A 20,720-nucleotide genomic window follows, 5' to 3' on the forward strand; every position below is an offset into this window, starting at 1 on the left:
CCGACGAGCGCGCCTGCGTCGGCTCACGCGGCGGGGTACGCGTTCGCGAGCGCCTCGACGAACGCGTCGAGGCGCTCCGGCGCGAGCCGGTTGATGCCGGCCGCCCCTTCCCGGCCGCCGCCCTCCGGAAATGCGCGACAAAGACGATCGGCGCCGTACGGTGCGGCGACGGGCGCGCGAACGCTGACGGTGTACCCACCGAAGGGCGACAACGTCAGCACCGCGTGAGCGCGCGCCGCGTCACCACGCGCGAGCCGATTCGCGAAAACGCCGCGCACGCGACGCGCCCAGCGCGCGTCGGGGAGGATATAGACGTCCGCCCCCGGCAGCGCGATGTTCGCGCGCTGTCGCTCCGCACGCGCGATATCGCGTCGTCGGTTGGCGTCGAGCCGCCGCGCGAGGGGCGAACTCGCGAACTCGAGCGGGTTCGCATAGTGCCGCACCGCCGCATACACGGCCAGCGGCGCCATGAAGAGATCGTCCGGGTAATCGCCGTAACCGTTGTAGTTGACGGATTCGCCGAGCACCTGCAGCCGGTAGGCGTCGGCATCCGTCAGGCCGCAGGCGGCGGCGAGCCTGCCGGCCACGCCGACGAGATTGTCGCCATAGGCGCCGACCACCGCCCAGAGGCGCTGCCGGCCCGCCAGATACCGGTCGACGATGACGCTCGTACAGGTGTCCGGCGCCGTGTCGATATGCGCTCGAAGGTGCGGATGTTCGGGCACGGCGCCGGGCATGTGGTGATCGAAATAGTCGACGTCGACCCCGCGCGCCAGCAGCGCATCGAGTGCCGCGCGGTTCGCGTCGAGCGAAACGTCCAGGACGGTGACGATGTCGCCTCCGACGGCCGGCACGCGCGCGAGCAGCGCGATGTCGCGCTTGGGGCCCGTCACGAGCACCGACTCGGCCGGCGCCTCGAGCCGGAGCTGCTGAAGCGAACAGACGCCGTCCGCATCGCCGTTGAACACGTCAAAGCGCGTCATGATTCGCGACGCCCGATAGCTGCATGAATCGAGGTAGCCATGCCATGGAACAACTCCCTTTCAGCCTGTTCGCGTTCGACTCGTGTCGCGCCTTCGGCGAACGAATCGCGGCCCGTCTCGGCGTCACGCTCGCCGCGCACGAGGAACGTCCGTTCGAGGACGGCGAACACAAGACGCGTGCGCTTGTCAGCGTGCGCGGACATGATGTCTACGTCGTGCAGTCGCTGCACGGCGAGCCAGGCAGTTCCGTCAACGACAAGCTGTGCCGGTTGCTGCTGTTCATCGGCGCGTTGAAGGACGCGTCGGCCGCACGCGTCTGTGCGGTGACGCCCTACCTGTGCTACTCGCGCAAGGACCGCCGGTCTCAGCCGCGCGATCCGGTATCCACGCGCTATGTCGCCACGTTGCTCGAAGCGGTGGGCGTCGATCGTGTTGTCACGATCGACATCCACAACATCGCGGCGTTCCAGAACGCGTTTCGCTGTCCGACCGAGCATCTCGAGGCGAACGGCATGCTGGTCGAGTGGTTCGCCGCGCAAGCTGGCGAACGGCCGGTCGTGGTCGTATCGCCCGACGCGGGGGGCGTGCGGCGAGCCGAGGATTTCCGTGTCCGGCTCGAAGCGCGCATCGGGCGCGCGGTCGACGCGGCGTTCGCCGGCAAGCTGCGCAGCGGCGGCATCGTGACACCCAAGCCGATCGTGGGCGAGGTCGCCGGCCGTTGTGCCGTCATCGTCGACGACCTGATCGGCACCGGGACGACATTGGCCCGCACGGCCGAGGATTGCCGCACGCTCGGCGCGCAATCCGTCTACGCGGTCGCGACGCATGGGATGTTCTTCGATGACGCGGCCGAACTGCTCGGCGGCGACGCGCTCGCCGGCATCGCCGTGACCGACACGGTGCCGCCCTGGCGCGTGCCGGCCGGACCGCTCAAGGACAAGCTCGCGATACTCGACAGTGCGCCGCTGTTTGCCGAGGCGATTGCGCGTATCCATCGCGGCGGCTCGCTCACGGACCTGCTGCGGCGCTGACGTGGCTTGCCACCCACGTGCGCTCGCAGTCGTCGGCGTGCCGCCGGGCGAGCCCGATGTACGTGCTCGCGCGATCGCGCCAGACCGGCGTCGCCCTGAATGCGGGCTCGCGCAGGTGCCACACGGCGAGCCGCGCGCGCGTCATGGCCCGGCAGCTCTGGTAGAAATGCACGCATCCGTCGTCGACATCGTCGCCGCTCGCCGAGCGATAGGCATTGACGAGCGCGTCTGCGAAACCCGGTGCGCCGAGACGCTCGCATTCGAGCGCGAGAAAGCCGACCTCGTCGGCCGCATCCTGGACTCGCAGTCGTCTGCAGAATTCGAGGCAATCGATGATCGCAACCGGATCGTCGATGCAGACGTGTTCGGGACGCAGATCGCCGTGCCCTTCGACGACATGCCCCTGCCGCACACGCAGGTCGAAGCGCGCGGCTTCACACCCGAGCAACGAGCGCTGCCGCGCACAGAGCGTCCACACGACATCGGTGGACTGGCTCGCAAGCGGCTTGCACAACGCGCGTTCATTGGTGTCGATCGTGCAACGCAGCGCTTCGCGATACGTCGCACCGTCGATTCGCGCGGGTGCCAGGGTATGGTAGAAGGCGCTCAGGCGAGCCGCGATGCGACACGCATCGCCTGCCGTAGCCATGCCGCGCGACAACACGCGGTCGAGCATGCGTGCGGCCGGCAGGCGCCGCATTCTGACCAGCCAGTCGACGATCTCGCCGGGTCCGTCCGCATGCAGGCAACCGCGGGCGTCGACGACGAGCGGCACCACATCGAGATACACGTCGGCCGCAAGCCGACGGTTCAAACGCACCTCCTCGCAACAGAAGCGATGGCGCGCGGCCAGCGTTCGAAAATCGAGTTGCGGCGCGCGCACGGGCTTCTTGAGCTTCCACGCGTACCGATCCGTCAGGAATACCCATGACATGTGCGTCTCCACGGCCTCGACCGATCTCGTGCCGTCTGGCCAGGCTGCGCGCTCCCGCAACGCCGCCACCTTGTCGCTCAGCGTGATCGCGCGGCCGGCCGGGATTCGTGCATCGTTCATGCCGCTTGCTGCCCCGCGTGCGCGTCCAGCCTCGCATTCTCCTGCGCGACGAGTGCCGCCAGCGCCGGAGAAATCGCCGGCTGCAGCGGCATGACGGGCGCCAGCGCCTGCATCGGATCGGGCAGCGTGGACAGTTCGCGCATTGCGTGAATGCGGCTCTCGCCGAGCGTGGGGGCCGCGAGTCGCGCCCCTGCGATCATGACCGGCTGCAACAGCGGGGTGCCGTCGAGATGCTCGCCGTCGAGTCCGAGGCTGTCGGCGGCGATTCGTCCGTCCGGGCCGTATTGCCGAAACACCTGCTTGCGGCCGGGCAGCGTCGCCTTGCCCTCCGAGCGTTTGCAGCGCGCCCGGCCCGCATACTCGACGAGCTTGTACGCGCAGTCGAGGCACGGTGCGTCCGCCGACGTGCTCATCTGCGTGCCGATTCCGAAACCGTCGATCGGCGCATGCTGGTGGACGAGCTCCCGCAGCCGGATTTCGTCGAGATTGCCGCTCGCGAAAATCGTCGCGTCCGTCAGGCCGCCGTGGTCGAGAATCGCGCGCACGTTGCGAGCGTGCGCCGCCAGATCGCCGCTGTCGATCCGGACGCCCTTGATGCGCACGTTGTCGGGCGCAAGCCGCCGCGCCAGTTCGACGACCTTGTGTGCCGCGTGCTCCGTATCGTACGTGTCGATCAGCAGCAACGCGTTGTCCGGTTGCGATCGCGCGAAATGCTCGAACGCGAGCGCTTCGTCGTCGTGCGCCTGGACGTATGAATGTGCCATCGTGCCGTACACGGGAATGTCGTAGCGCAACCCCGCGAGCAGCGTCGCCGTGCCGCAGAATCCCGCCAGGTAGCTGGCCCGCGCGGACAGCATCGCCGCCTCCGCGCCATGCGCGCGCCGCATGCCGAAGTCGACCAGCAACCTGCCATGCGCGACGAGCGTGACGCGTGCGGCCTTGCTGGCAACCAGCGTCGCGTAATGGAGCAGGTTCATCACGCGGCTCTCGATGAACTGCGCCTCGCGAAACGGCGCCGTGATCCGCAGGATCGGTTCGTCAGCGAAAAACACCGTGCCTTCCGGCATCGCGTCGACGGTGCCCGTAAAGCGGAAGCCGGCGAGCGACGCGAGGAAATCGGCGCGCAAGCGCCCGGTCGCGGCCAGTCGCTCGAGGGCGGCGGCCGTAAAGCGCAGGCCCGCCAGATAGTCGAGGACGGGCGCCAGTCCCGCCGCCATCAGGAATGCCCGATGCTCGGGCAGCGCCCGTACGAAGAACTCGAAGCTGGCCGTGTCGTTCATTCCGGCATCGAACGCGGCCTGCATCATCGTCAGTTCATACCAATCCGTCAGCAGCACGTCGTCGACGTCAGCGTCCGGCCAGGATCCGTTCATCATGCGCCCTCCCGCGCCGCTCGCGCGCATTCGTGCAGCCTGTAGCCGGCCACTGCGATGCGGACAAGCGTCGCTTCCGTCATTGCGGCGCGGGGCCCGGGGTCGACGGAACCGCGGTCCACACGCCATTGCACGACGCGACATACGGATAGTATCCGCGCGGGTCGTTGCAGTAGTACCACGCGCGCGCAGGCGGCAGTCCGGTCGGGGTCGGCGGCGGCCGCTGAACGACGATCGCGGGCGGAATGTAGGTCGGATACGGATACATCGGTTCAGGATAGATGTACCAGTAGCCGTCGACGACCCACCACCACGCGTAGCGCCCGCCGTGCCAGTCCTGGACCCATCGACCACGCTGCCATAGCGTACGCTCCCTCGGCGCGAAATGGCGAAAGTCCCGGCCGTGGAAATCACGACCGCGGAAATCGTGGCGGGGCACATGGCGCGCATGCTGCGCATGTGCGGGCTGCGTCGGCACGCAGCACGCGGCCGCGCACACGACGAGCAAGCGGCATGTGCGTTCGAGCCTGTTCATGGTCGTCATTCTTCGCGGAGATGCGATCCATCGTATTGAGGCCGCGCCGCGCAGCTTTGACCGGGATCAACGCATGCCCGCGGCCCGGCGGGACGCCGGCGACGCGGTATTGGCAGGCTTCAGGTCATGCCGTGGTCGCCGGTTCGCATGCGGCGTGGATGACGGTGAACAACGCCGTCCGTCAGTACGTGAACGTGTCCGATTTCTTCATCTCGACCCACGTCATCCCGCTGCGCAGCCCCTCCAGCGCTGCCTCGCGCTCGGTCGCGAATACCCGGTGATGCGGGAACACATGCTCGCACTTGCAGTCGGGCGAGCGGACCGTCACGTGGACACGGCAGCGGTACCCGCCGGTCTCAACGCCAACCGTTTCGATCGCCACGGTCCAGTCCGCCTCGTTCAATTCACCGGAAATCGTCATGATTACCTCTTTCCTCGCCGTGCGAGCGCATGGCGCTCCCATCATCAGTCGCGCCACGCCGCGAGTCGCGATGGCGATATCCGGCCCGCCGCCTGAAGAGCCATATCGGGCCGGCGACGAGGCCCAGGATCGCCGCCCACAGCAGAAGCACGTAGCCGAACAATTGCCAGAATTCGCCGACCCGCTGCTGCAGGATCCACGTGCGGTACGACGCGACGTCGCTCGCGGCATCCGGATACGACGCGCGATAAACGAACAGCGGCAGGCACACGTCCTGTTCGGGGATCGGTGTCGTCAGCATCGATCCGGCCGGCCGGGCACCCACGCGCCCGCATTCCGGCGCGGTCATGCCGGCCACGACACCGGTGCTTACCGGATGGTCGTGGATCGCGCCGAGCCACGTCGTCGCGCTCGCCAGCAGCAGGCAGAGACCGATTGCGCCGAGCCACCGGCGCATCCGGTTGCGCGGGTCGGTATGCCGGCCGCGTGTCATGGATTCGCGCGCGTCCGGAGGGCGCGTCGCACCGGCATCGAGACCGCCGCTGCGCCATGCGCGGCGCGACGGAAGCGGGAACCGACCGGATCAGCCACGCTGCTTCTCCTCGAAATACGGCTGGCGGGCCGCCACGAGCCGCAACTCGTCGAGCAGCGCCGCGGCCGCGCGCAGCAGATCGTCGAGCGAGACGATGCCGACCAGTTCGCCGTCGCCGCCGACGACCGGCAATCGACGGACGCCGTGCTGGCGCATCCGCTTCGCGAGCAGCCAGATGTCGTCGTCGACGTTCGCGGTCGCGACGGGCGCCGACATGATGTCACCGACGAACAGCGAGCCGGCCTGCGCATCGGGGCTGACCACCGTCAGCACGATGTCGCGATCGGTCACCACACCGACCGGCACGCATCGCCCCTCCTGTTCGCGCACGACGATCAGATCGCCGGCGTGCGCGTCGCGCATCATTTCAGCCGCCTCGACGACGGTTGCTTGTGCCGAACACGTGGCAACATCGCGGGTACAGAGCATCGCGGCATTCATGTTCGTTCTCCCGGCCGGGGCGAGGCGGACCCTCGATCGATGGCTGCCGCCGCCCGAACCATCATGCAACGGTAAGTTGATCGACCACGTCGCGCACGCCCGGCGCCGACCATGCGGCATCGAAGGCAAGCCGCCGTTCGCCCAGCGAGCCGACCTGGCCGGTCAACGTCACGCAACCGTCCTGAACGGTAATGCCGACGTGTGCGGCCTCTTCCGTTGCATGCCGAATCAAGGCCGCCTGGATCTTGCCCGCGATGTCGGATTGCGTCGGATGCGGCCGGACATGAATCTCGTTGATGATCCGGGTGACGCCGCGCAGCCGCTCGACAGCCCGCTCCGCCTCCTGCATCTGGTAGCTCCACATCACCTCGCCCGACAGCGTCACGCATCCGTTCTCGACTGTCACGTGCACGGCCTGCTCGCCAAGCCCCGCATCCCACATCAGGAGCGAGCGCGCTGCGATGGCCAAGTCCTCGTCCGAGCGACGCTTGCCGTCGTCCGTTTGCACCTCGAGTTCCAGCACGATGCCGCGCACGCCTTCGATACGCTCGACGGCCTTGCGCACCGCGACCTTCTCCAGATAGCTGGCGACGTGCCCGGTCAACGTCACGATGCGTTCGTGCACTTCCACGCCAATGCGAACCGCATCGATCGACGGGTCCCACTCGAGTTCCTGCTCGACGTCCTTCTTCAGTTCGCTGTCGCTTTTCATGGCCATCGACTCCTGTCCGCAATCGATGAAAACAACGGTAATTCCCGCTGCCCCGCGTGGAATTGATACAGGTCAGCGCGCGGCGTGGTGCGCGATCGCAACCGATGTTTCCGCCGCGATCGCGCGAAACGCAGTCGTGACGTCGACGTTGCTCCCTTGCCTGGCGCGATCGCGTCTGACGAGTCGCAACACCATCTGGCGCCCGTCGGCCGACAGGCGAGCGGGCGCCTCGGCAAGCGACGCTGCATCCAGTCGAACGAGACCGCGATCGACGAGGCAGCGCAGATCGGCGGGGTCGCCCTGCTGGCGCCGCGGCTCGCTGGCGAGCACCATCAGGATCGCGATTTCGTGGGGACTCAGCAGCCGGTCGCCATCGGCGCCGATCGGGTGGTGTTTGTGACGCGTGGCAGCCGACACGCTCAGTGCCGAAGCTTCGCAACGGGAAATGATCTGGCGATTCGGCGTGTTCGTAAGCAAGGCGGGCATGATGGTGTCCGTATCATGAACGTGAAGGCGCAGACGGCACGGAACATGTCGATAGCGGTCGAGAGCGACATGCGAGAGCGTCAATATTCGCTCCTGCCGGGCAAGCGTTATTGATGCAGGTCATCCGGTAGACGCGAGCGATCGAAACGCCCCCCGATTCGTCTGATGCAACCATCGAAGCGCCGATGCGCACGCCTCGCAAAACCGGGCGGGGTTGCTTGCCCTGGCCTTCGCATTGAACGTCTCGTCACCTCGTACTGCCAATCACTTTTCAGTTACCGAAAAATCGGATGAATTCGATGCATTGAGTGAAATCAAGACGCGCCCGATATCGGAAATCCAACATGGGTCATGTCAATGCAACGGAGACCACGCATGAACTGGTACTGCGACGTCGAACGCGAGCTGTCACATATCGAAGGATCCATTCGTCTGCTGGAGCAGACCCGATCCTGCTTTCACAAGCAGACATCCATCACCGCCCCCGCGTACTGGCGCACAAGACTGAATACCGTCAGACAGACGGCCGAGCGGAACAGGACGCTGCTGCGGCGGACCGATGAGATCCTCGCACGGCTCGAACGGCTTTGATCGCTACGTGTAGTTCGACGGCGATCGGGGCGACCGCGGGCCCGACCGTGCCCTGGCTTCGACAACGGAATTTCGCGCCAGCGCGCAGCAACGCACGCCCCCGGCGCCAACAGGAGGTGAAATGATCTTCGACGACCGCCGGGACGCTGCCAATCAGCTTGCGTCCGTGCTTCAGGCCTACCGTGGCGAACGCCCCCTGGTTCTTGCGATACCACGCGGCGCATTGATACTGGGGAGCATCCTCGCAACGCGCCTCCATGGCGACCTCGACGTCGTGCTGGTGCGAAAGTTGCGCGCGCCATGGCACCCGGAACTCGCGATTGGCGCGATCGACGAATCCGGCTGGTGCTATTTGTCGCGCGACGCCGTGCGTATGGCGATTCCGTCACGCTACCTGGAAGCGGAACAGCACGAGCAACTTGCCGTGCTTGCGGCACGCAGGACGCACTATGCGCGTTTCCGCCCGCCCGTCGTCCGGGAAGATCGCATCACGATCGTGGTCGACGACGGCATCGCGACCGGCGCGACCATGATTGCCGCGCTACACGCAGCGCGCATGGGTCGCCCGCGACTGCTCGTCTGCGCGGTACCGGTGGCCTGCGCGCGCGGCCTCGATGAAGTCCGCCCCTATGCCGACGAGGTGGTGTGCATCGAGCAGTCCGACGAAGCCTTCTCGGTCGGCGCGTTCTATCGCTCGTTTTCTCAGGTGGACGACGACGAGGCCGTCGCGATACTGGCAGCGGCGTGCCGGTCGCGGACCGGAGAGGACACGGTGCCCCGCTGACAGAATGGCAGGCAGGCGCGCGCTGCCGAGGCCACCGCGGCTGATATGCCGAACGGTCCTGACTGCTGCGGTTGACCTCCATCAACGTTCGCGCGCGACATCGCTCATAGATTGCAAGGGAACACGCGGAGCAATCCGTTCCGCCATTCCGGACGCCACCCATGCCAAACGAAACCGAAGCTCGCCGCGCCTTGCTCGTGCATCTGGGCAGCATTCTGCGAACGCTCAGTTGCGTGCTCGAATACGAGCCGGATGACATGACGCTCGATTCGCTGCTGGCCGCACAGCCGATGCTCACGGACATTCCACTGCTGAATCATGTGTTCGCGCACACGACCGTGCGTGAATTCACGCGCACCGTCCTCCACGCATACTGCCTGTGGCCGCAGCTGTTGCTCGACGAGCCGCTCGATCGCGATGCCCTCGCGGAGCCCGTATGCGCTTGGCTGTTCTCCGACAACCCGGGAGGCTGGGCTCGGTATGTCGCGTCGCTCCGTCCCGAGATTCCATGGTTCGGGCAAGGCTTGGGACCGTCATCGTCGTCCGCCCGGCGACCGACTCGCACATCGCCGATCGTGTGATCGACCGTCCATTCCTGGCTCCGTCACGGGGCGACACCCTGGGGATTCGTCATGCCTACCTTTGTCATGCTTACACGCGTGTCGCCGGACGCAGTCAAGACGCCGGAGAAACTGGCCGAGCTCGAGCATCACGCCGTCCACCGATTGCAGAAGACGTGCGGTCAGATCGAATGGCTGCACAATTTCGCATTGATGGGCCGCTATGATTATCTCGACATTTTTACCGCCCCCGATCTGGACACCGCCTTCAGAATTTCCGCCGGCATGCGCACACTGGGCCACGCGAGCGTCGAAATCTTCCCCGCCGTGGAGTGGAAAGTGTTCAAGGCGTTGGTGACCTCGCTCGACTAGGCCGGCCGGCTGCGCCCCCGAGCGGTTCCGTTGCATTGGACTCGAGCGCTGCGAGCGCCGCGCTGCGGCCGAGTTCAAACAGCGCTGCAATCGATGTATCGGAAAAATCGAAGTCGCGCGCGAAAGTGTCCCTCGCTCCGGCGAGGCCATCCAGCGCGATCCTGAAGACCCGTACGGGCGCACGACTCCCCATCAGTCGGATGTATTCCGGGAGTTGTCGCATGCGTGCTGCCGTTTCCGGATCAAGCTGGCTGGTTATACGTTCGACGAGATCGCGAAAGTCGTTCTCGTTTTCCTCGAACCGCAGGTCGTTACGAACCCGATCGGCATAGACGATCTCGTCGCGCCGCAGCATGACCTCGATCAGGTTCGACGGCAACGGGCGCGACCCGGAAAACAAATCGACAACAAACACGCGCCCTGCTATCCGCCCGCACCGTTCGATCACGAGATCGAGCGGCGAGTTGCTGATGATGCCGCCGTCCCAGTAAGCGCGGCCGTCGATGCGCGTCCACGGCATCGCGGGCGGCAGGCTGCCGCTGGCGAGCAGGTGCTCGGGCGTGATGCGATCGACATAGCTGTCGAAGATGCGCCGTTCCCCGCTTTCCACGTCCACTGCTCCAAGCAGCAGGCGCGTCGCGCTGCCCGCCAGGGCGTCGAAATCGACATGGCGGCGCAGTAGCGCGAGCATTGGTTGCGTGTCGTAGCAGCTCGTCCACCACGGAGGGAGGCCGGACGGCGGAATCCCGTCAGGCCACCAGTGCGGCCGAAGGAAATTCGGAACGCCGAATAGCGCGATATGCCACGCGAGCAACGCATGTCCCGCATAGGCGGACGATGGCACGCCCACTGGACTCCTGATCGACAGTTCGCGCCAGAATGCGTCGAGTGCTTCGGCCGCATGCCCCGGATGGCTCGCGGCGATCGCGCCGTTGAACGCGCCGATCGACACGGCCGCGATCACATCCGGACGGACGCCCCGCGCCTCGAGCGCGGTGATCGCGCCGCTTTCGAATGCGCCGAGCGCACCGCCACCCTGCAGGATCAGGACCGTTTGTGCGGGCAGTTCGCACAGCCGCAATACGTCGTGCGTCGCAGCCCCGACTTGCGCGCCGAGATTGACCCGATGGCGGATCGTCTCCTCGGCGGCGGTCATTTCATCCGCGCGGACACCGATCGAGAACATCGCACGCAGGACATGATGTCTCAGATAGAGCAACGAGTACGGAGCATGCGGGAATCGGCCCTGTTCGACGACTTCGGTCGCATCGGCAGCGTTGCCGAGGAAGTTGTACGGTACATCGAATACATTTCCGTAGAAAATCGATACATCCCGATAAGGCAAGCGCGCACCGCGCATGTTCCTGGCGGCCAGGCGCCCCTGACGCACCGCATTGTCCCAGTGCTCGATACGCCTCTGCACGCCGAATACCGGGTCGCGAAACCGCGCGACGTCGCCGGCCGCATGGACGTCCGGATCCGACGATTGCAGGCATTCGTCGACAAGCACGCCATCCACTGTCGCAATGCCACTGCCCGCGAGAAACCCGCAGTTCGGCTCGACGCCCACGGCAATCACGACGAGGTCGCATTCGATGACGCAACCGTCGGCAAGCACGGCCGCCTCGATCGATTGCTTTCCGATGAAGCGCTCCACCGTCGTTCCGGTTCGAACGTCGACGCCACGCGTCGCACACAACCCGGCAAAGTGAACGGACAGCCGAACGGAATTCAGCTGCGGCAACAGCCGCTCGCAGCGTTCGACGAGCGTGACATCCAGACCGCGCTCGCGCAGCGTGGCCGCCGCCTCGAAACCTGTGAAGCCTCCGCCCACGACAAGCAGGCGTCGTCGCCGGGCGGCGTTGTCGCGAAGCACGAGCGCGTCGTCGAGGTCGTGAAGGTGACCGATGCCCGCCAGCGTTGCCCCCGGCACCGCCAGACCGCGTGGCGACGCACCGGTCGCGATCAGCAGCTTGCCGTACTGTACCGCGGAGCCATCCTCCAGCCTGACGACATGCGCGCCGCAGTCTACCGACGCGACCCTCGCTCCCAGAAGCAGGTCGATCCTGCGCATCTCGTAGAACCCCGCCGGGTGTATCGCGATTGCCGCCGGAGCGAGGTTTCCTGCGAGAAATTCCTTTGTCAGCGGCTGTCTCTGATACGGCAGCACGTGTTCGCCGCACAGGATCGCGATGCGAGCGGACGGATCTTCGCGCCGCAACGCATGCGCCGCGGACACGCTGGCAATGCCGCCTCCGACCAGCACATGATCGTAGTCGCGCTTGCCCCCAGACTGCGCCGTCACGTTGCCCGCTCCCCGCTCATGCGCCGTTCGCGGTCGGCAAGCCTGTGAGCGATCGACCGTGCGAAATGGGCGAGCTTCCCGGCGGCCAGGCCGCGACCGATATCGCGTCCGGAAATCGCGCACGTCGCGATCGGCGCCTGCCGTGCCAGCGCCTGCATCTGCCGGAATGCTGTCAGGTCGCCGCGCTGGCCCATCGTGCAGAAGAATGCGGTCGCGCGCAGTTCGCTCCCGTGCCGCGCGAGCCAAGTCGAAACCGGCGTCGATGCACGACCCGCCCAGACCGGCGTGCCTATCACGACCACATCGTATGCGGACGGCGAACAGGCCGTCGGCCGGAGGTCCGCGGCACGATCGCGAATCACGTCGGCGAGCGAACGCAGGAAGCCGACGGCCCCCGCCCGCCGCCGATCGTCGACTTCCTGTAGCCGTTCGCAATCCGCGTCGAGCTCCGTGGCAAGCCGGCGCGCAATCGCCGCCGTCGTTTCACTGCGCGAGTAGAAAACGACGAGCATGCGTCGAGACGTGTCCATGTTCCGCTCCGTGCATCCGTCCGGGATCCGTAGACCAGCTTATGCACCGCCGATCGGGGCGACGCTGATGCAGGTCAAACCGTCGCGGCACGATCGGGCGACAGTAGGCTTGTTCGAATTTCCCGCGATTTTCCGCCCATGCGCCATGTGGTATGACCTGATCGAACAGCAACGGCAATGGTTGCGAACGTGGGACGCGGCGGCGCGCTTCACGTGCGGTCTCTGGCCCGATGCCGCGTCGTCGTGCTACGCCGACCTGTGCGAACCCCTGCTCGACCTGCATGCCGATGCGCCACGGTTCGCCATCGATTCGGTCGACGTGGACGGCCGTCGCATCGACGTCGACGAAACGATCGTCGCGCGCACGCCGTTTTGCACGCTGCGCCGCTTCTCGCACGCGGGTGCGCGACGCGTGATCCTGCTTTGCGTGCCGCTGGCCGGCCATGCGGCCGTGATGATGCGGGAGACGGTCGAGACACTGCTTGTCGACGGCGACGTGTGCATCACCGACTGGATCGATGCGCGCGATGTGCCGTGCGACGCGGGCCGATTCGGCCTCGACGAATATGTGTCGATGCTCGACCGCTTCATCGATACCCTGCTGGCGGACGCGCGTCCGGTGCACGTCGTCGCGGTCTGCCAGGCGACGTTTCCGTCGCTTGGCGCCATCGCGCTACGCGCGCAACGCGACGCTGCATTGCCAGCAAGCCTGACGTTGATCGGCGGCCCGCTCGATGCCCGCATCAATCCGAGCGCGCTCGGAACCGCGGCCCGCTCGCATTCGCTCGACTGGTGTCGCGCCACGCTGATCGATACGGTGCCGCATGGCTTCGCCGGATGCGGGCGACAGGTCTTTCCGGCCTATCTGCAGCGCGCCGAGATCGCGCTCACCTACCCGCAACACTACATGGCGCTCGTCAATGGCTATCGGCAAGCGGTGTCGAGCGGCGACGCCGACGCACTCGCAACCGCCCGCCGGGCGCTACGCGAATACCTGACGCTTCTCGACATGCCGGCCGAATACTTCCTCGATACGGTCGACATCGTTTTCCAGCGCGCATGCCTGGCAAATCGAACGTGGCACGTCCACGGCCAGCGGGTCGAGCCCGCCGCATTGCGCTCGATCGGGTTGCTGACCGTCGAAGGCAAATGCGATGCCGTCACCGGTGCCGGCCAGACCCATGCCGCGCTGGCGATGTGCAGCGGTCTCGCAGCGAATGCGCGGCAACGCGTCGACATCGACGATTGCGACCACTACGGACTCTTTACCGGCGATCACTGGCGCACCGACGTGCATCCTGTACTGCAGGCGGCGTTCGCCCGCGCCGAACACGGCCGGGCGCGCTCGTGCGCGGCGTGATGCGCCGTCCGCCCGGCCCGGTATGGTCGTCGTGCAATCATCCGACACCGTTCATTCCGGCGACGCACGCTCGCCCGGCGCAGCGTTTTCCGCGGCGGCCACGCGCCGCTTGACCGCGATGAAGCTGTCGGGGCTGACGGAAATCGAGTCGATGCCGCACGCGACGAGAAAATCGGCGAATGGCGGATGATCGCTCGGCGCCTGGCCGCACAGGCCGACTTTCGCCCCCGCGTTGCGCGCGGATTCGATCACGCGGGCGATCATCCACTTCACGGCTTCGTTCTGTTCGTCGAACAACCCGGCCAGTTCCGCCGAATCGCGATCGACGCCGAGCGTCAATTGGGTCAGATCGTTGCTTCCGATCGAGAAGCCGTCGAAGCGCTGCGCAAACTGGCTCGCCAGAATGACGTTCGACGGGATTTCGCACATCACGTAGATCTGCAATCCGTCTTCGCCGCGCTTCAGGCCGTTGGCGGCCAGGACCTCGAGCACGCGGTCCGCCTCGTCGAGCGTCCGGCAGAACGGGATCATCACGACCACGTTCCTGAATCCCATGTCGTTTCGCAGCCGCGCGATCGCCCGGCATTCGAGCGCGAATCCGTCACGGTAGCGCGGCGAATAGTAGCGTGACGCGCCGCGAAATCCGAGCATCGGATTTTCCTCCCTCGGTTCGAACTGCGCGCCGCCGACCAGATGCGCGTACTCGTTCGTCTTGAAGTCGCTCATGCGCACGATCGCCGGCGCGGGATGACAGACCGCCGCGATACGCGCGAGGCCATGCGCCAGCCGGTCGACGAAATAGTTCGACGGGTCGTCGTACCCCGACGTCAGCGCAGCGATCTCGCGCTTCGCATGCGCGTCGGTCAGCGCATCGTAGTGGGCAAGCGCCATCGGGTGAACCTTGATATGGTTGCTGATCACGAACTCCATGCGCGCGAGCCCGATTCCGTCGACGGGCAGTCGCCACCATCTGAACGCCGCGGCCGGATTCGCGAGATTCAGCATGACCTGCGTGCGGGTGGCCGGCAGGTCGGTCAGGTCGATCGCCTCCACGTGGTATTGCGCGATGCCTTCGTACACGAACCCGGCCTCGCCCTCCGCGCACGATACCGTCACTTCCTGCTGATCGTGCAGCACGCGGGTCGCGTTGCCGGTGCCGACGATGGCCGGCAATCCCAGCTCGCGGCTCACGATCGCGGCATGCGAGGTGCGGCCGCCGTGATCGGTGATGATCGCGGCGGCGCGGCGCATCACCGGCAGCCAGTCGGGATCGGTCGTGTGCGTCACGAGTACCGCGCCGTCGACGAATCGCCCCATGTCGTGCGGACTGTCGATCACGCACACGTTGCCGGCCGCGATCGCCTCGCCGACACTGACGCCGGTGAGCAGCTTGCGGCCGGTCTGACCAAGTCGGTAGGTCTTGATGGCGCTGGCTTCGCGCCGGGACTGCACCGTTTCGGGACGTGCCTGCACGACGAACAGTTCGCCGCTTATGCCGTCCTTTGCCCACTCGATATCCATCGGCTGGCCATAATGCGCCTCGATCGCGCAGGCCCACTTCGCAAGCGCCAGGATGTCGCGGTCCGGCAGCACGAAGGTGGCACGCTCGGCTTTCGAGGTCGGCACGTTGCGGGTCGGTGCATGCTCGTCGCGCGCATAGATCAGCTTGCATGCCTTGCCGCCGAGCGTCTTGCCGATGACGGGCGTGCACGCCGGATCGCCGAGCAATGGCTTGAACACCTCGTATTCGTCGGGGTCGACGGTGCCCTGCACGACATTCTCGCCAAGCCCCCACGCCGCGCTGATCAGCACCACCTTGTCGAATCCGGTTTCCGTGTCGAGCGAAAACATCACGCCGGCCGCACCGAGGTCCGAACGCACCATCCGCTGCACGCCGACCGACAGCGCGACGCGCAGGTGATCGAAACCCTTTTCTTCGCGGTAGGCGATCGCGCGGTCGGTGAACAGCGACGCATAGCACCGGCGGCACGCCGCGAGCAGCGCATGTTCGCCGCGCACGTTCAGGTAGGTTTCCTGCTGACCCGCGAAGCTCGCGTCGGGAAGATCCTCGGCGGTCGCGCTCGAGCGCACGGCGACATCGACGTCGTCTCCGCCGGCCTGTCGGCACAGTTGCCGATACGCATCCCGGATCGCGTCGGCGATGTCGTCGGGCCAGTCTCCTTGGAGGATCGCCTGCCGGATCGACGCACCGGCGTCGGCGAGCGCCATCTTGCGTGCGCCGAGCGCCTCGAGCGTGCTGCCGATGACTTGCCTCAATCCGTTCGCATCGATGAATCGCCAGTACGCATCCGCGGTCGACGCGAACCCGGGTGGCACGCTTACGCCGTGTGCAGACAGGTTGCCGATCAATTCGCCCAGCGATGCGTTCTTGCCGCCGACGCGTGACACGTCGCCTCGCCGCAGGTCGTCGAACCAGACGACGTGTGCTTTCCCGTGATCCATGACGAACCCTCCGATGGTCGCGGCCGAGTGACATGCGACAGGCGCGGTCCGGCATTGGCCGGCGCGGTCGGCCGAACACGGTCATCGTGGCCCGACACCACGGCCTCTCTCGTGACCTGCATCAAGAACGGCGGCCGACGCGCGAACGGGGTATCCGGCTCGCGACGAGGGTTCGCTACCGGAACAATGGCGTCACGGAATCCTGGCGGTCGATGACGCGGGTGACCGAGCCCCCTGCCTCACTGAAAGAACTTCGAAAGCCACCCCGGCGCCGCCGCACTATCGAAAACCACATGCAATTCCGGGCTGAACGAGCCGAATTCGAGCCCATGCCGCGTCGCCAGCAGCGTCAGCGCCTGGCTCGTGTAGAACGAAATATGCCCGTTGCGCGGCACGCAATACCACCATTGCTCGATCCCGCGCGCAAGGATTTCCGGCGTGATCAGGGACGTCTGAAACAGCAGTGCGCCGGCAGGCCCCCTGTACCGGATGATGTCGGCGAACAGGCTTCGGGAATCCGGATGATGCTCGAAGACTTCGAACGACAGGATCGCATCGGATCGCTGCTCGGCCTGTGCGTCGAGGTGCCGCTCGCCGTGCTCGTTTCGCTGATGATGCATGGCGTCGACTGGAACGGGCCGCGTATCGCGATGCTCGTCGCGACACCGGTGCTGATCGCATGCACCGTGCTGCTGACCCGTCCGGTGGCATTCAGCACGGTATGGAAGCACAAGCGCTCGCCGTTCGAACTGGACGACAATGTGCGCGCATCCATCTACGGCCGGCTGACCGGCATCGCGCTCGGCCTCGTGTTCGGCATCATGGTCGCGACGACGTTTTCCTGACGACAGGCTTTCGCGCGTAACGCGTCCCGTCGAGCCCCCTCCCCCGCGCCACCCCGATCGCGCATCCGTCCTGCAATCCGCGGCAGAATTTACAAACGCAGCGTCACCCGGCGCCGCCCACGCGTGCCGGGCTCACGCCGCACGGCCGTCGGGCCTGGGGGCGCGCGCGGCACGCGGCTTGCTCGCATCGGCCCGGATATGGCCGCGGCACGGAATCGCCGGCCGCCAACGGCATTGCCTGGTCGTGAGCTATGAAAACTGCGCCTCCCCTGCTGGAATCGGCACCGATGCGGGCCGATCACTTCGTCCAGTTCTACGAGTCCGACGCGCAGCTCGTGTCGGAAGTCGCAGAGTTCGCGGCCGAGGCGCTGCGCGTGGGCGGCAGCGCGATCGTGATCGCGCGACCCGATTGCCTTGCGGCGGTGCACGAACGCCTGCGTACGCTCGATGCGTCGATCGGCGACGCGGCCCGCGAGCGCATCTTCATGTCGAGCGCGCAGACGCTGCTCGACAGCTTCATGGACGGCAACCTCCCCGACCCCGCGCGCTTTCGCCGCTCGATCGGCACGATCGTCGAAGCAGCGGTCCGCGCCGGCCGCCCCGTGCATGCGTTCGGCGAAATGGTCGCGCTGCTGTGCGCGCAGCAGCGGTACGCCGGTGCGCTGCGGCTCGAAGCGCTATGGAACGAACTGGTCGAGCAACACCGCTTCTCGCTTTACTGCGGCTATCCGGTCGACGTGTTTCCCAGCACCGAGCAGTCGGAGACGTTCCGCCATGTCTGCGCGCTGCATCGCCGCATCCTGCCCGCCGCATCGCTGCGCCACGACGAGAACGAGTTGCACCTTACGCTGGCGCTGTCGCAACAGCGCTCGCGCGCGCTGAGCGATGAAATCCGCCGTCGCGAGGACGCCGAACAGCAACGCAACGGCGTTCTGATGCACGCGCCGTTGCCGATCGCGCTGCTGTCGGGCGCCGCGCACCGGATCGTGCTCGCGAATCACCGCTTCTCGGCACTGTGCGGCCGGACCGACATCGTCGACCAGCCGCTGACGGCCGTGCTGCCCGGCGGCGATACGCCGGCGATCGTGCGCGCGCTCGAAACCGCCCGCGCGCAGGGCCGCTCGACGACGATCGCCGAGCACCGCGACCGTCCCGAGCCGGACGGGGCCCGCGTGTATCGGCTGCATTTCAATCCGCAGCCGCTTGCCGACGGGCTTGGCGTGATCGTCAGCGCGGTCGAGGTGACCGAGCACGTCGCCGCGCGCGAGAAGCTCGTCGCCGCGAATGCCGAACGCGACCGGCTGCTCGGCGAACTGCGCGACGCGAATCAGGCGAAGGACCAGTTTCTCGCGGTGCTCGGCCATGAGCTGCGCAATCCGCTGACGCCGATCTCGCTCGCGCTGGAGCTGATCCGCAACCGCGACGGCCACGCGACGCCGAACGAGATCGCGATCATCCAGCGGCAGCTCGATCACATGGTCCGGCTGATCGACGACCTGCTCGACGTGTCGCGCATCACGCGCGGCAAGATCACGCTGAAGAAGGAAGTCGTGCAGCTCGCCGACATCGTCGACCATGCGGTCGAGGTCGCGAGCCCGCTGCTCGAGCAGCGCCGTCACCGCCTGCATGTCGACGCCGATCCGGACGCACGCTGCCACGGCGACCCGGTGCGGCTGTCGCAGGTCATCGCGAACCTGCTGACCAACGCGGCGAAATACACGCTGCCGGGCGGCGACATCACGGTGCGCGCGGCCCACGGTTCGGACGGCACCGCGCTCGTCGAGGTATGCGACAACGGCGCCGGCATTCCGCGCGACCGCCTCGACAGCATCTTCGAGCCGTTCTACCGGCTCGACGGCGACGCGAAGCAGGCGCACGGCGGCCTCGGTATCGGCCTCGCGCTCGTGCGCAGTCTCGTGACCCTGCACGGCGGCACGGTGCGCGCGGACAGCGCCGGCCCCGGCTGCGGCAGCACGTTTACGATCTCGCTGCCCGAGTACCGGCCGAAAGCCTTGGCGATCGCCGCGCCGCAGCCGCCGATCGGCATCCGCGACATGGCGCCGGGCCGCACCGGCCGGCGCGTGATGCTGGTCGACGACAACGAGGATGCCGCGTCGACGCTCGCGCAATGGCTGCGCGAGGCAGGCCACGAAGTCGCCGTCGTGCACGACCCGGTGACCGCGCTGGCCGCGTACCGCGCTTACCGTCCCGACGTCGCGATCCTCGACATCGGGCTGCCGGTGATGGACGGCTACGAGCTGCTGAGGCGGCTGAAAGCGATCAACGAAGTCACGCCGTGCATCTTTCTCGCGCTGACCGGCTATGGCCGCAACGCGGATCGCGAACGTTGTCTCGCGACCGGGTTTCTGCAGCATTTCGTGAAACCGGTCGACCCGGCAGCGCTTCATCTCGCGATGAGCCCGCCCGGAACGAACGGCGATGCGCACGACGGCGCCGAGCCGGAAGCCGGACGCTGAACGGGGCACGCGACCAGCCGACGCCCGGAAAGCACCGTGCGGCTCAGTTCTCCACGGAACAGCGGATCGAAGTCAGGTCTGCCAATTCGGCGATCCGGATCAATTGAGGCAGCATCGCATCGGCGTTGGTCGGTTCGCGCCACGTTACGAGCAGTTCCTCCTCGCGCACGGCGCGCGCGGCCGTTTCGCGAAAACCGCGCGTGCGGCACGCGAAACCTGCGTCCCGCAGCCCGATCGTCAGGCGGTCGCGCGTCGGCGAGCCGAGTTCGTATTCGATCGTGAGCAGTGCCGTCCTGACGCTCCGCACGCGCTGCTCGACCAACCGCAGCGGCCACACGACCAGGAGTCCGAGCGCGAGCCCGAGCGCGCCAAGCGACAACTGGCCGCCGCCGATGCACAGACCGACCACCGTCACGAACCACAGCGTCGCGGCCGTGGTGACGCCGGATACGAGGCCGTCGCGATGGAGGATCGCGCCGCCGCCGATGAAGCCCATCCCGGTCAGGATGCCGAGCGGCAGGCGCATCAGGTCGAGCACCGAGAACGCGCCCTCCGGCTTGCCGGCCTGCAGCAGCAATGCATTGACCTGAAGCATCGACAGGCACGCGGCAAGGCAGACGAGGATCGTCGTGCGCAGCCCGGCCGTCTTGCCGGATTCGCTGCGATCGAGGCCGATCAGCCCGCCCGCGACCAGCGCGAGGGCGATCCTGACGAGGACCGCATCCCACTGAAGTACGACCGGCATGGGCTCCATGCGCGCCTCCATTCAAATCCGTCATGCGTGACGCGTCGCGGTGCGGCCGCG

The 20,720-nt window shown here is 66.8% G+C and carries 22 protein-coding genes; 8 read left to right on the forward strand and 14 right to left on the reverse strand.

The window, feature by feature from the left end; all coding sequences use genetic code 11:
• Positions 1 to 23: 23 nt before the first annotated feature.
• A complete protein-coding gene (locus WS49_RS31210) occupies positions 24 to 983 on the reverse strand; it encodes a hypothetical protein (RefSeq protein WP_059536687.1) in 960 nt (319 codons plus the stop codon).
• A gap of 44 nt (positions 984 to 1,027) precedes the next feature.
• Here WS49_RS31210 and WS49_RS31215 point away from each other — a divergent pair, with 44 nt between their 5' ends.
• A complete protein-coding gene (locus tag WS49_RS31215) occupies positions 1,028 to 2,014 on the forward strand; it encodes a ribose-phosphate diphosphokinase (RefSeq protein WP_059536690.1) in 987 nt (328 codons plus the stop codon).
• Here the strand turns inward: WS49_RS31215 and WS49_RS31220 are convergent.
• The 8 genes from WS49_RS31220 to WS49_RS31255 form a co-directional block, all read right to left on the reverse strand.
• On the reverse strand, positions 1,992 to 3,068 hold the full coding sequence (locus WS49_RS31220) for a hypothetical protein (protein ID WP_059536694.1): 1,077 nt from the start codon (positions 3,066 to 3,068) through the stop codon (positions 1,992 to 1,994). The two genes, WS49_RS31215 and WS49_RS31220, sit on opposite strands and share 23 nt — an antisense overlap.
• Entirely contained in the window at positions 3,065 to 4,441 is a 1,377-nt protein-coding gene (locus WS49_RS31225) for a nicotinate phosphoribosyltransferase (protein ID WP_059537375.1), read from the reverse strand. Before WS49_RS31225 ends, WS49_RS31220 begins: the two co-directional genes overlap by 4 nt.
• A 79-nt stretch (positions 4,442 to 4,520) precedes the next feature.
• Complete coding sequence (locus WS49_RS31230; RefSeq protein WP_059537379.1) at positions 4,521 to 4,976, reverse strand: hypothetical protein; 456 nt, start codon at positions 4,974 to 4,976, stop codon at positions 4,521 to 4,523.
• Between the two features lie 181 nt (positions 4,977 to 5,157).
• Positions 5,158 to 5,397 (reverse strand): hypothetical protein, encoded by a 240-nt coding sequence (locus tag WS49_RS31235; protein WP_059452422.1) that lies wholly within the window; start codon positions 5,395 to 5,397, stop codon positions 5,158 to 5,160.
• Positions 5,381 to 5,890 carry a hypothetical protein gene (locus WS49_RS31240; protein WP_257127624.1) on the reverse strand — a complete coding sequence of 170 codons (510 nt, stop codon included), beginning with the start codon at positions 5,888 to 5,890 and terminating at the stop codon, positions 5,381 to 5,383. The genes WS49_RS31235 and WS49_RS31240 overlap by 17 nt, the downstream gene beginning before the upstream one ends.
• Positions 5,891 to 5,980: 90 nt before the next feature.
• Positions 5,981 to 6,430, reverse strand: coding sequence for a CBS domain-containing protein (locus WS49_RS31245; protein ID WP_059536698.1), 450 nt, complete (start codon positions 6,428 to 6,430; stop codon positions 5,981 to 5,983).
• A 61-nt stretch (positions 6,431 to 6,491) separates the two neighbouring features.
• The gene (locus WS49_RS31250; RefSeq protein WP_059537382.1) at positions 6,492 to 7,142 is read right to left on the reverse strand and encodes a BON domain-containing protein; all 651 of its coding nucleotides are present in this window, start codon (positions 7,140 to 7,142) and stop codon (positions 6,492 to 6,494) included.
• Positions 7,143 to 7,214: 72 nt separating this feature from the next.
• Positions 7,215 to 7,628 (reverse strand): hypothetical protein, encoded by a 414-nt coding sequence (locus tag WS49_RS31255; protein WP_059536703.1) that lies wholly within the window; start codon positions 7,626 to 7,628, stop codon positions 7,215 to 7,217.
• A gap of 375 nt (positions 7,629 to 8,003) precedes the next feature.
• Here WS49_RS31255 and WS49_RS31260 point away from each other — a divergent pair, with 375 nt between their 5' ends.
• The 4 genes from WS49_RS31260 (at position 8,004) to WS49_RS31275 (ending at position 9,935) form a co-directional block, all read left to right on the forward strand.
• On the forward strand, positions 8,004 to 8,219 hold the full coding sequence (locus WS49_RS31260; protein WP_059536706.1) for a hypothetical protein: 216 nt from the start codon (positions 8,004 to 8,006) through the stop codon (positions 8,217 to 8,219).
• A 121-nt stretch (positions 8,220 to 8,340) separates the two neighbouring features.
• Positions 8,341 to 9,003 carry a phosphoribosyltransferase gene (locus WS49_RS31265; RefSeq protein WP_059536709.1) on the forward strand — a complete coding sequence of 221 codons (663 nt, stop codon included), beginning with the start codon at positions 8,341 to 8,343 and terminating at the stop codon, positions 9,001 to 9,003.
• Between the two features lie 161 nt (positions 9,004 to 9,164).
• Positions 9,165 to 9,584 carry a hypothetical protein gene (locus tag WS49_RS31270; RefSeq protein ID WP_059536713.1) on the forward strand — a complete coding sequence of 140 codons (420 nt, stop codon included), beginning with the start codon at positions 9,165 to 9,167 and terminating at the stop codon, positions 9,582 to 9,584.
• A gap of 51 nt (positions 9,585 to 9,635) precedes the next feature.
• Positions 9,636 to 9,935 (forward strand): GYD domain-containing protein, encoded by a 300-nt coding sequence (locus WS49_RS31275; RefSeq protein WP_059536716.1) that lies wholly within the window; start codon positions 9,636 to 9,638, stop codon positions 9,933 to 9,935.
• Here the strand turns inward: WS49_RS31275 and WS49_RS31280 are convergent.
• Together WS49_RS31280 and WS49_RS31285 are read right to left on the reverse strand one after the other, a co-directional pair.
• Complete coding sequence (locus tag WS49_RS31280; RefSeq protein WP_059536719.1) at positions 9,907 to 12,240, reverse strand: FAD-dependent oxidoreductase; 2,334 nt, start codon at positions 12,238 to 12,240, stop codon at positions 9,907 to 9,909. The two genes, WS49_RS31275 and WS49_RS31280, sit on opposite strands and share 29 nt — an antisense overlap.
• Complete coding sequence (locus tag WS49_RS31285) at positions 12,237 to 12,770, reverse strand: flavodoxin family protein (RefSeq protein ID WP_059536722.1); 534 nt, start codon at positions 12,768 to 12,770, stop codon at positions 12,237 to 12,239. The genes WS49_RS31280 and WS49_RS31285 overlap by 4 nt, the downstream gene beginning before the upstream one ends.
• 145 nt (positions 12,771 to 12,915) lie before the next feature.
• Here WS49_RS31285 and phaZ point away from each other — a divergent pair, with 145 nt between their 5' ends.
• Positions 12,916 to 14,130 (forward strand): polyhydroxyalkanoate depolymerase, encoded by a 1,215-nt coding sequence (phaZ, locus tag WS49_RS31290; RefSeq protein ID WP_059536725.1) that lies wholly within the window; start codon positions 12,916 to 12,918, stop codon positions 14,128 to 14,130.
• A 51-nt stretch (positions 14,131 to 14,181) separates the two neighbouring features.
• Here phaZ and ppsA read toward each other — a convergent pair whose 3' ends face one another.
• Positions 14,182 to 16,593: a phosphoenolpyruvate synthase gene (ppsA, locus tag WS49_RS31295; RefSeq protein ID WP_059536728.1), complete on the reverse strand. Its 2,412-nt coding sequence runs from the start codon at positions 16,591 to 16,593 to the stop codon at positions 14,182 to 14,184.
• A 239-nt stretch (positions 16,594 to 16,832) separates the two neighbouring features.
• Positions 16,833 to 17,213, reverse strand: a complete 381-nt coding sequence (locus WS49_RS31300) for a class I SAM-dependent methyltransferase (RefSeq protein WP_257127625.1) — start codon at positions 17,211 to 17,213, stop codon at positions 16,833 to 16,835.
• Here WS49_RS31300 and WS49_RS31305 point away from each other — a divergent pair.
• Entirely contained in the window at positions 17,205 to 17,438 is a 234-nt protein-coding gene (locus WS49_RS31305; RefSeq protein ID WP_230939777.1) for a hypothetical protein, read from the forward strand. The genes WS49_RS31300 and WS49_RS31305 overlap by 9 nt on opposite strands.
• Before the next feature lie 287 nt (positions 17,439 to 17,725).
• Positions 17,726 to 19,915 (forward strand): hybrid sensor histidine kinase/response regulator, encoded by a 2,190-nt coding sequence (locus WS49_RS31310; RefSeq protein WP_059536731.1) that lies wholly within the window; start codon positions 17,726 to 17,728, stop codon positions 19,913 to 19,915.
• Between the two features lie 43 nt (positions 19,916 to 19,958).
• On the opposite strand, the gene WS49_RS31315 is transcribed toward WS49_RS31310, so the two are convergent.
• Positions 19,959 to 20,669 (reverse strand): MgtC/SapB family protein, encoded by a 711-nt coding sequence (locus WS49_RS31315; protein WP_059537389.1) that lies wholly within the window; start codon positions 20,667 to 20,669, stop codon positions 19,959 to 19,961.
• Between the last annotated feature and the right edge of the window lie 51 nt (positions 20,670 to 20,720).

The organism is Burkholderia sp. RF7-non_BP4, assembly GCF_001521935.1.
Classification (GTDB): Bacteria; Pseudomonadota; Gammaproteobacteria; order Burkholderiales; family Burkholderiaceae; genus Burkholderia; species Burkholderia diffusa.